The organism is Ruegeria sp. AF7 (genome assembly GCF_056541885.1).
In genome coordinates, this window is the sequence record NZ_JBQFYX010000006.1 from 1 (window position 1) to 11,000 (window position 11,000).

Here is an 11,000-nt window from a genome sequence, read left to right on the forward strand (position 1 = left end):
ACCATGATCGAGGGCAAAGAGATCTGGAAGGAAAAGTTCCTGAACCAAACTTGACCTGACAGACGCCGCCGGAAAAACGGCCAACTGTCAGATCACATCTGAACCACTACAGATAATATGTCAAAAACGACCCATCCGGTCCTGATCTTCTGGATCATCGCCGGGTGGGTCGGATTCTGCCTGCTGCCATGGTACATGGTGGACGGCGGGCTATGGTCGTTCGAGTGGCTTTTGGACGGCTACCCCTTCGACCAGGATTACTCCCCGGCAGCGTTTCTGATTGGACAAGGTGAGAAGCTTTGGCTCGCTCCACTCCTGATCGCGCTCGCTCTTCCGCTACTGGTGTTGAAGCGCGCCAAGTCTGACCCGCTTTATGCCCGCATTCTGATCCTTTCCGGCGCGCTCGGCTTCGGCTGGCTGATCGCACAGGGCTTCGGCATTGGCATCCGAGGCTTCAACTTCGATTGGCTGGAATCGCTGTTTGGCGAGCTTGGCGACCGTCAGTACGGAATGGGCTATGGCGCAATGATCTGCGCATCAAGCTTTCTGTTCCTGCTTACTCAGGGCATCGCGGCCAGAGGCGCGATTAATGGTGATGTCTTTGTCGTCAGTGCTATCGGCGGCGTGATTACAATTGTCACCGCGTTTGTCTTTTTTCCGATCGCCAAGATGCTTTTCGCCGCCTTCATCACCGAAGATGGCGCTTATTCCATCGCGGTATTCTTCTCAAAGTTCTTTGATGATCGACTGTGGGGATTGGGGTGTCTTCAGGGTGCGCGCTGCGGTGCCGCCTGGAATTCACTGTTCCTCGCCATCCTTGTTGGCGTCATCACCACGGTCTTGGGTCTGTGCTTCGCATTGGTCGTGACACGCTCCGGCTTTCGCTACAAACGCGCGTTGCGGGCTTTGACCGTTCTACCGATCATCACCCCGCCGTTCGTGATTGGTCTGGCGCTTATCCTGCTTTTTGGCCTGTCCGGATCGGTCACCCGGTTCTTTGCCGAGCTTTTCGGCACACAACCGACACGCTGGCTTTATGGAATGCCCGGCATCCTGATCGCACAGACACTCGCGTTCACGCCTATCGCGTTTCTCGTGCTGATCGGTGTGGTTGAAGGCGTCTCTCCGTCGATGGAGGAAGCGGCGCAGACGCTTCGCGCCAGCAGATGGCAGACGTTCAAGACAGTATCTTTGCCCCTGATGCGGCCCGGTCTTGCGAATGCTTTTCTTCTGGGCTTCATCGAAAGCATGGCCGATTTCGGCAACCCGCTTGTGTTGGGCGGGAACTTCGACGTGCTCTCGACCGAGATATTCTTCGCAATTGTCGGTGCCCAATATGATCAAGGCCGGGCTGCGGTTTTAGCCATGGTATTGCTGTTCTTTACCCTTTCGGCCTTTTACGCACAGCGCGCCTGGCTGGGAAAGAAAAGCTACACAACGGTTACCGGCAAGGGTGATGCAGGGGTGCATCCGCTGATGCCAACTGGCCTCTCGGTTCCCGTACTGCTGGTTGCTCTGGGTTGGGCGCTGTTCACAATTGTTGTGTATGCGATGATCATCTACGGCAGTGTGGTCGAGTTGTGGGGGGTCGATAACTCGCTGACGATCAAGCACTACATCACCGCATTCTCGGTCCGCTTAGAAGAAGAAGGAATACGCTGGACCGGAGCCGCTTGGGACAGTTTCTGGACCACCATCACTATCGCGGCAATCGCGGCACCACTGACTGCTGCGGTTGGGTTGGTAACGGCCTATCTGCTGACCCGGCAGAGTTTTGCAGGCAAGAACGCTTTCGAGTTTGGGACCATGCTGTCCTTTGCAATCCCCGGTACGGTGATCGGTGTCAGCTATATTCTTGCCTTCAACGTTCCGCCAATCGAAATCACCGGTACAGGTGTCATCCTTGTTGTCAGCTTCATCTTCCGCAATATGCCGGTTGGCGTTCGCGCCGGCATTGCGAGCATGTCGCAGCTTGACCGCAGCCTTGATGAATCCTCGCTGACCCTTGGCGCAAACTCGTGGCAGACGTTCCGGAATGTCATCCTTCCGCTGCTGCGTCCTGCGATACTTGCTGCGCTTGTCTACAGCTTTGTTCGTGCCATGACGGCGATCTCGGCCGTCATCTTTCTGGTCAGCGCCGAATACGACATGGCAACCAGCTATATCATCGGGCGGGTCGAGAATAACGACTATGGTCTCGCCATTGCTTATTCGACGACGCTAATCTTCGTGATGCTGGCAGCGGTCGGGTTATTGCAACTTCTCGTCGGTCGGGTCCAGATCGGTCGGCGCACACAGAGCACAACGGAGACACCCTCATGACCGACAACAAAATCGGTTCCAAGGCCGCACCGGTATTATTTGAGAACGTGTCGAAAGTGTTCGGCAAAAATGTTGTTGCTGTTGATAAAATTAACCTTCATGTCGATGCAGGAAAACTGATCACGCTGCTTGGCCCATCAGGCTGTGGGAAAACGACAACGTTGCGCATGATCGCCGGGTTAGAGATGGCAAGCTCTGGCAAGATTATGATTGGCGACCGTGACGTCACCAATCTGCCCGCAACAGACCGCGACGTATCAATGGTGTTTCAATCATACGCGCTGTTTCCCCACATGAGCGTGCTGGAGAACGTAATGTACGGCCTCACATTCTCGGGCTTTGCCAAGGAAGAGGCTCGCAGCCGCGCCTTGCATGGCTTGCAATTGGTAGGGCTCAAGGGGTTCGACAATCGCCTTCCCTCCGAACTCTCGGGTGGTCAGCAACAACGTGTCGCCGTCGCGCGAGCGCTGGTTCTTGAACCACAGGTTCTGCTGTTTGACGAGCCGCTATCCAACCTTGATGCCAAGCTGCGACGCCAGGTGCGCGAGGATATCCGGGCCATTCAGCAAGACCTTGGATTGACGGTTGTCTATGTCACCCACGATCAGGAAGAGGCCCTGGCCGTCTCGGACGAGATTGTTGTGATGCGGAACGCCGCGATCGCTCAGATGGGTACACCTCGCGAGCTTTATGATGCCCCGAATGACCGGTTTGTTGCCGATTTCATAGGCGAGGCAAACCTGCTCAACTGTCAAATCATTGCAACTGACGGTGATACTGCAACGATCGAGATCGAAGGATACCGTCACACTCTGCCGCGTCGGGGTTTGACCAATGGGCCCGCAACCATCGCTGTACGACCCTCGCGCCTTGTGATTGGTTCTGATGACGGCATCGCCGCTACAGTGGCGAAGGCAACCTATGTTGGCGTGCGGATGGAATACACGCTGACCGGCGCATTTGGTCAGGTTTTTGCGGTCCACGATGATGTTGATGCACCGCTTGCACCGGGTACCGAAATCAGGATGGGGTTTGCGGGCAAAGGGCCGGTACTTCTGCCTGACTAGATGCCGAATTTACTGATCATCACTCACCCCGAGGTCGATATTGATCCGGATACCCCCATTACGGAATGGGGTCTGAGCACGACAGGTCGCCGGCGCGCCGCATCCTTTGCCGCCGGTGAAGCTATGGCCAATGTCAGCCATATCTGGGCCAGCAGCGAACGAAAGGCTCGCGACACTGGTGAGATTATGGCCGCGCCCTTGGGGTTGCCTCTAAATATCCACCCGGAACTTGGCGAGAATGATCGGAGTACCACTGGTTTCCTGCCACGGGAAAGGTTCGAGGCGGCCGCCGACGCATTCTTTGCCCAGCCGGACATTAGCTTTCGCGGTTGGGAAACTGCGGCCGACGCGCAGAGGCGCATTCACCGGGCAGTCTTGGAAATCACTCGTGCCCATGGCACCGGAGACCTCGCCATCGTTACACATGGTGCGGTCGGGACATTGTTGTGGTGTGAGCTTTCCGGGATTCCGATTGACCGCCAGTACGATCAACCGTCACAAGGCCATTATTGGCAGACAAGTCTGACAACTTTGCAACCTAATTCCACTTGGTTGCCAATGGCCTAGACGTTAAGCCCCCCAAGCGTTCTCTGCGATTTCCAACAAACTTTCAAATACATCTGGTGTACCGACGATCACGCGCCCACCGTCGCGGATCATCGCGTCGGCGTCTTGATCTTCGACAACACCGCCCGCTTCTGCAACCAACAATTGCCCAGCCAGACAATCCCAGGCGTTCATGTGTTCTTCCACATAACCCAGAAGTCGCCCGGCTGCGACATAGGCCAATGACAATGCACCGCTGGCGTTTCTGTGAAACATGGAACCGCGCTCGATCAGTTCTGCAACCACCGGCACGACGTGGCGAGTTTCGATCCGGTTCGAATACCCCACAGAAACCGTCCCATCCCGAAGAGCAACCCCAGAGGCCACGTGTATCGGTGAACCGTTCAGTGTCGCGCCCTCTCCGCGTGTTGCCACAAAGGTTTCATCCATACTCGGATCCCGGATCACACCCACCGCAGTGTGCCCTTCGGTGACACCGGCCAGAACAATCGTCCATACGGGTATGCCATTGACGAAATTCGTAGTTCCATCAATTGGATCAATCACCCAGTCAAAACCGCTCTTGCCTGTGGCAGCGCCGTGTTCTTCGCCAAATATCCCATCCTGCGGCCAAGCATCCATGATCTTTTGACGAATGAAGGCTTCGACGTTTTTGTCCGCGTCGCTCACCCAGTCCTGAGCACCTTTTTGATCGATAACCAGATTACTCCTGTCCAAGAAGTATTTCTCGGCTATCACCCCAGCTTCTTCACAGACCGCGATGGCAAAATCTCTGCGTTCCGAAAGACGATTCATGGCCTGTCCTTTTGTGTTTGTGTATCTAAGGCCAACATTGCGGTCCAAGCGGAAGGCTTGCAATGACTGAGTTGCAGCACCGTTCAATTCAATTCATGCCGCCTCGAGGTTGCCGAGCAAAATGGACGTCATATCGGCGGTTATCACCCCGTCTATGGCTACAACATCCATTCCAGTCTGATAATCAACGTTGCTTTTTGTAACTCCCGACAAATCCGCATCTGAATCCAAGAAGACCCATTGAGGTTCATGCGCAGTGGTTTTCCCAACAGCCACCTGCAAAATCGCCAGTGCATCCAGGGCATTGATGGTTCCATCTTGATTGATATCCGCTGCGATTAGGTTTTCCGCATCGGCGGGCCCCCATGTCGGATCGAGGCCAACCGAAATGCGCAACACTTGTAAAGCGTCCATTGCGTCGATCTCTTTGCTTGCCGTCGAATAGTGCTTGATGATGTCCAGTCTTCCAGGGAACGTGCCATCCGGAAGGTCCAAGTCAAATTGTCCCTGATCGTCAGCCGTGACAGATACCGTGCCACCGCCGATCGGAGTGAATCTAATCTCCGCATCCGACAATCCGGGATTTACAGATCGGCTGTCCACTGTGATTGGCCCAAGCACGCCATCCGAACTGTCCGGCTTCAAACCGCCGAAATCACCGAATTCAACCGGAATGTGATCGGGGCCTTCAAACCCGGCCCCGAAAATATCGGTACTGGTCAGCGTTCCGCCCGAAGCGGACTGAACCTGCACCACCTCGCCCCGATACTCTATCCGCGCCCCTTGGGTGGTGCTGGTGAATGTCAGTTGCTGAGGGGACCGCAACAGCAGGTAGTCGAACATGTCCAGACGGTCCACACCCGGTTGAAAATCCGTGATCGTGGTCAGACCGCTGCCCGACTGCATCACGAAAATGTCGGCCCCTGCCCCACCTGACATGGTCGTAGCACCTGTTCCTGCTATCAGTATGTCATCGCCATCGCCACCCATCAGGGTGGTATCCAGAATACTGCCACTCAGCATGTCGTCAAAGGCCGTCCCCGATACTGTTCCAAACCCTTTGTTCACGACCCCAAGATCATCGACAGGAACCGAAATGACAGTGACTCCAGCGTCTTGTTGCGACGTAACCAGAATCTGCAACTCATTGCCGACGTGAGCAAGGCTCAGCGATTCGACATTCTGCAATCCACTACTCAAAGTGTCGGCGAAACTGTCCAGATAGACCAACTGGCCTTCCGGTGTCAGCGTGAACAATGTAAGCCCATCGTCGCCGCCACCCGCCACGACGAATACGCGCCCGTTGATGTCCACGACTTCAAGGTCCTGCACGGATTCAAAGCGGGTCGTGTGCGAATCCAGAATATGGTCTGTGGCGCTCAGGCTGCCGTCAGCTTTCAATTGAAGCACACTGAGCGAGTCGCTGCCTGCGCCCGCCACGATCACCCAGGGCTTGCCGTAGGCATCGATCGTTTCGACGGCTGTCGGAGTCGAGATTCCAAGGGTTCCCATGGCTGAACTGTTGTCAATCTCGGTCAACTGACCGGAAATGCTGTCGATCCGATAAGTTGAGACTGTATTGCTGGCCGCATCACTTGAGATCAGGAAATGGTCTGTTCCTGCGCGCAGCGTCTGCATCGCGTCTCCAGAGCCAGCAACAAGACCAGCAAGGCTCAGCGTTCCATCTGGATTAACAAGATATGTCCCGATTTGACCCGTTTCTTCATGAGCCATTGCCAGAACATCCATGGGTCCGATCGACACTTGAACAATCGCCGAGATATCTCCTCCTCCTGCCAGAGATCCGGTTTCCGTAAGGCTGTCCAGGGTGCCATCCACGTTCAGGTCATATCCGACCAACCCGACCGCCATATTCACATCCAGTACAAGTTGTTCGGATCCCGCCAGCGTTATCGGTGTGCCACTGCGACCAACGTGAAACGTGATTGTGCCGCTGTAATATTCCGTGTCGACCAGTTGCGGTAACGCGCCCTCGACCAGCCTCCAGACCGCGACGCCGCCACCCGGTCCGGTGACGGTATAAAGATACGTGGTTCCGTTAAACGTTTTTAAAGCCGTATCGCCGATACCTGAATCGAGCGCCGCGCTCCCCGTTGCCACCACACCTTCGAATTGAAGCATCACAGCCACACCTCCATCGCCACCCCTGGCCTTGACCAAAAGATGACCTGATGCACGGACCGAAACAAAAGCGGAATTGTGGTGAAAACGAGAAGTTCGGTTTCAGATTAACTCAATTTTTCACTTTCGATCGCAACAGTAACCAGTGGGAAAGACAGATGAGCCAGCCGTTATCAGCGCGATCTGTCTTCCATTTCGGTGATCGCGGAAACCACATGTGAGGGTAAGATGACCAAAGCACCAGAGTTCAACAACCGTCCGGCGGCTGAACCTTCGGAAACGGACCGCAAGCAACACATTCGCCAGTGGATCGATGGAAAACTTGGCCGCTGGGCAGGGCGCGGCGCGGCCGGCGGGTTGATTTCAACTTTGATGGCCTTGCCCGCGTTATCACAAGCCACAATCGAAGAACTGTATGCTTTCCAGTTCGCGGAAACCATTCCAGGCGTTCGCTCGGTCAAGTTGATGAAGAATGGCGATGTTCTTCTAAAAATGGCCGATGGCCGCACAATGATCGTGGCAGCTGAAAACGTCCAGATCCTGGACAGCGGTGCCATCATGATCGCTGAGAACGCGGTTCAGGAGATTGCCCAGTTCAGCGCCGTGGAAGCAGGTGTTTCCGCGGGTGCGTCCGCAGGCGGCATCAGTGGTGCCGGCGCGGCGTTGGGCGGATTGGGCCTGGCAGGGGCGGCTGCGGCCGCAGGAGGTGGCGGCGGTGGCGGTGACAGCCCCGTCGTATCCGAGCCCACCTCCGTCGTGTCCGAACCCGCCCCGACATACCCAAGCCTCAACCTGGCTGATCTGCAATCTACTGCGCTGAACAACATCAGCACCAACGCCATCCCTCCCGAAGGGACGGCAACCATTGAAGTCACAATAGGGTCACTGGTCAAAACCGTGACACCCAACCCCGATGGCAGCTGGAGTATCTCTCTGACAGCCGCCGAAGCCGGCGCACTTCCACAGGGGGTATCGACGGTGACCATCACGAACCTGGATGGGTCGGGTACTGAATTGTCAACACAATCCGTTCAATTTGACATCGATACGGTTCCACCAAGCCTGTCCATCACCGGTTTTTCTGACGGACCGGTTCTCAACCTAGCCGAGCAAGCGACCGACCTGACTGTCACTGGCGTAACCGATGCAGAAGACGGGCAAACCGTAACGGTTTCACTGAACGGGCAAAACTATTCCGGTACGGTTTCCGGTGGACAGTGGAGTGTAACCGTCCCGGCGGCCGACCTTAGCGCCTTGCCTGACGGTGCAATCGTAAATGTAACGGCAGACGTCGCTGACGCGGCTGGAAACCCGGCCCTACAGGCCAGCGGAAGTTTTGATACGGATTTCACCGCTCCAAGTGTTTCTCTGGATCCCGTTGCGGGTGGATCAATTGACCTGATTGATGTGGCTGGTGACTTAACCTTAACGGGTTCCACCACGGCCGAGGACGGGCAAACCATCATCGTCACGTTCGACGGTCAGGTGTACACCGGTATTGCGACAGGCGGAAATTGGACTGTCACGATCCCCAATTCCGACCTCGGCAGTCTGTCCACTGGAACACCTGCTGCAATTGTTGTGGCGGTCGAGGACGTCGCTGGCAACCCGGCCGCACCGATTCTTGTTACTGTACCAGTGGACTTGACCGGCCCCTCTATTTCGATATCTCCTCTTTCTGTCGGCGCAGTTCTCAACGCTGCTGAAGCCGGGTCAAGTTTGGCCATAAGCGGGACAACCGCCAATGTCGAAGATGGCCAGCAAGTCACCGTCACACTGGATGGTCAAACCTATAACTCAACAGTGACGGGCGGAACATGGACTGTAACAGTCCCAGCCGGTGATCTGGCATCTTTGGCCGACGGTGGCAGCTTTCAGATCACCGCAGACGTCAGCGACGCCAACGGGCTCACAGCCCCTCAGGCCGACGTGACCCTTTCGAAAGACGTCACAGCGCCAACCCTCAGCATCGACACGTTCTCGACCGGGGCGCTCTTGAATGCTGTCGAATTGGCGACAGACCTGACAGTATCGGGCGCTACGTCGGCTGAAGACGGTCAAGTCGTTACCGTCACTTTGAACGGGCAATCTTACACTGGGATAGCCACCGGAGGGTCATGGAGCACAGTTGTCCCCGCCATAGATCTTGCGGCCCTCTCTGATGCCGCCACCGTGACGGTCACGGCTGATGTTTCGGACGCAGCAGGCAATCCGGCGTCACAAGCCAGCAATAGTTTCGCCACCGATTTCACCCCTCCCACCCTTGGAATAACCAGTATTTCTGATGGCGCTCTCATGAACGCTACTGAGCAAGGTACCAACCTGGTTGTCGCGGGAACTTCTGACGCTCAGGATGGGACAGTCATTACTGTTGAGATTGCTCGAACTGACGGTACTGTAGATATAAGCGGTACAGCAACGGTGTCCGGTGGTGTCTGGACCTATACCGCAACAGTTGCCGAACTTTCAGGCCTCCAGGACGCAAGTGTCTATAATGTCACGGCTTCTGTTTCAGACGCTGCTGGGAATGGCAACCAAACCTCGACAAGTTTTACAACCGATTTTACAGCGCCAGCAATCACGATCGACAGTTTGCCGGTTGGCTCCGTATTGGATGTAACGGAACAAGGTACAGACCTGACAATTTCAGGTACGACGACCTCGGAAGATGGCCAAACAGTCTCTGTCACGTTTGGTGGGCAAACCTATACCGGTATTGCTTTGGGCGGAACCTGGGCGATCACTGTGCCAGCCAGCGACCTGGGCGCGCTGTCCGACGGAACAAACCACACCATCACCGCAACAGTTGACGATATCGCTGGCAACAGCGCAGTACCGGCAAGCAGTTCGGTAACGACGGACTTTCGACCTATTCTGATGCTGAACGATATCGGCGTGAACAACGCAGTGGCTCTTGCTGATGCCAAGGCGTCAGGCATTACTGTCAGCGGTTCCTCTGCCGGGCTTTCAAACGGCCAGATTGTAGATGTTTTGCTGAACGGCAGCTCCATCGGCAGCGCGACAGTAACCGCGGACGGATCCTGGACACTGGCTGTTGCGTCGTCAGATTTCGCCGCCATAGAAGCTGGGGATGCCCTGACTATATCAGCCCAGGCAACCGTTGCAGGGGGACCAGATCCCTTACTTGTATCGGATCAGGCGGTTGCTCATGAACCAGCTGCCTACGTGATCTCTGAGGTCGGACGCAGTGGATCAACCGTTACATTTGCCATTTATGCCGATGCAAATCGTGACATCTCTGGTGGCTTGGCTTTTACAGCGGAGCTTGAGTTCGACTCATCTGTCGCCACTTTCGATACCGGGTCTGACTCGGAAAACAGCGCGTTCGATTTGTTCCTTGCAAACCCAGGTACAGGAGACATCATCAACTTCGCTGGAGCGGCGACTGTTTTTTCCGATTTGTCTCAGCCTCTTGTCACCTTCACGATGACAGTACAGGACGCTGCTCAACCCATTGAGTTAACGATCAAAACACCAGAAGGTGGCCCTGTCGCAGTTCAGTTTGGTACCAATGGCAATGACATCCTAACCGCGGCAAACACGGATACAATCATTCGTGGCGGTGGTGGCGATGACAGCATTGACATCACCGAAGCCGGGCGGGACGTCGTTGTCTTTGAAGCCGACCCGAACAACAATGGCGCAGACAGCATAACCGGTTTCACAATTGGGCCCGCAGCAGATGTGACCGACGCTCTGATGTTCAGCGGACTGAATGTCGCTTCACTTCGCGGTGATGGCACCGGTTTCGAGCTGCTTTCTGTCGGCGGCACATTGGGCACAGACACCGGATTTGTGGGCCTCGATACCGTTCTTGCAGACCTCACTGCCGCGACACTCGAAACGGCTGTCGAGAGCCTCGCCGGAGCGTTTGCAGGTGATGAGCTCTATGTGATGGCAACGGACGGAACAGACAGTGTTCTGATCAAAGCTGATTTCGTGACACCTGGCGATGCCAACGTCGAAACCCTCGCCACTTTCCATGGCCTGGCCGACCTCAGCGGCTTGACTGCGGACAACATCATACACACCGACCCAACCGGTGCGACGGCTTGAACCAACTCAGGAAAAAATTGGCGTTCATCA

General features: G+C 55.7%; 6 protein-coding genes. 4 read left to right on the forward strand and 2 right to left on the reverse strand.

Going from position 1 to position 11,000, the window contains the following annotated elements; genetic code table 11:
• Positions 1-117 precede the first annotated feature (117 nt).
• From ACR0AP_RS12230 to ACR0AP_RS12240, 3 genes are read left to right on the forward strand one after another with little or no spacing between them, the layout of a single operon-like run.
• Positions 118-2,322: an ABC transporter permease gene (locus tag ACR0AP_RS12230; RefSeq protein ID WP_480506953.1), complete on the forward strand. Its 2,205-nt coding sequence runs from the start codon at positions 118-120 to the stop codon at positions 2,320-2,322.
• Positions 2,319-3,389: an ABC transporter ATP-binding protein gene (locus ACR0AP_RS12235; protein WP_480506954.1), complete on the forward strand. Its 1,071-nt coding sequence runs from the start codon at positions 2,319-2,321 to the stop codon at positions 3,387-3,389. Before ACR0AP_RS12230 ends, ACR0AP_RS12235 begins: the two co-directional genes overlap by 4 nt.
• Positions 3,390-3,956 carry a histidine phosphatase family protein gene (locus tag ACR0AP_RS12240; protein WP_480506955.1) on the forward strand — a complete coding sequence of 189 codons (567 nt, stop codon included), beginning with the start codon at positions 3,390-3,392 and terminating at the stop codon, positions 3,954-3,956.
• A 3-nt stretch (positions 3,957-3,959) separates the two neighbouring features.
• Here the strand turns inward: ACR0AP_RS12240 and ACR0AP_RS12245 are convergent, their stop codons facing one another.
• Positions 3,960-4,751 (reverse strand): inositol monophosphatase family protein, encoded by a 792-nt coding sequence (locus tag ACR0AP_RS12245; RefSeq protein WP_480483723.1) that lies wholly within the window; start codon positions 4,749-4,751, stop codon positions 3,960-3,962.
• Positions 4,752-4,844: 93 nt separating this feature from the next.
• Positions 4,845-6,893 (reverse strand): dockerin type I domain-containing protein, encoded by a 2,049-nt coding sequence (locus ACR0AP_RS12250; protein ID WP_480483722.1) that lies wholly within the window; start codon positions 6,891-6,893, stop codon positions 4,845-4,847.
• Between the two features lie 228 nt (positions 6,894-7,121).
• Between ACR0AP_RS12250 and ACR0AP_RS12255 the strand changes: the two genes are divergently transcribed.
• Positions 7,122-10,970, forward strand: coding sequence for a beta strand repeat-containing protein (locus tag ACR0AP_RS12255; RefSeq protein ID WP_480506956.1), 3,849 nt, complete (start codon positions 7,122-7,124; stop codon positions 10,968-10,970).
• The last annotated feature ends 30 nt before the right edge of the window (positions 10,971-11,000 follow it).

Coding starts and splice junctions, on each gene's coding strand:
- ACR0AP_RS12230 (WP_480506953.1), top strand. CDS start 118: ATGTCAAAAACGACCCATCCGGTCCTGATCTTCTGGATCATCGCCGGG.
- ACR0AP_RS12235 (WP_480506954.1), top strand. CDS start 2,319: ATGACCGACAACAAAATCGGTTCCAAGGCCGCACCGGTATTATTTGAG.
- ACR0AP_RS12240 (WP_480506955.1), top strand. CDS start 3,390: ATGCCGAATTTACTGATCATCACTCACCCCGAGGTCGATATTGATCCG.
- ACR0AP_RS12245 (WP_480483723.1), bottom strand. CDS start 4,751: ATGAATCGTCTTTCGGAACGCAGAGATTTTGCCATCGCGGTCTGTGAA.
- ACR0AP_RS12250 (WP_480483722.1), bottom strand. CDS start 6,893: ATGCTTCAATTCGAAGGTGTGGTGGCAACGGGGAGCGCGGCGCTCGAT.
- ACR0AP_RS12255 (WP_480506956.1), top strand. CDS start 7,122: ATGACCAAAGCACCAGAGTTCAACAACCGTCCGGCGGCTGAACCTTCG.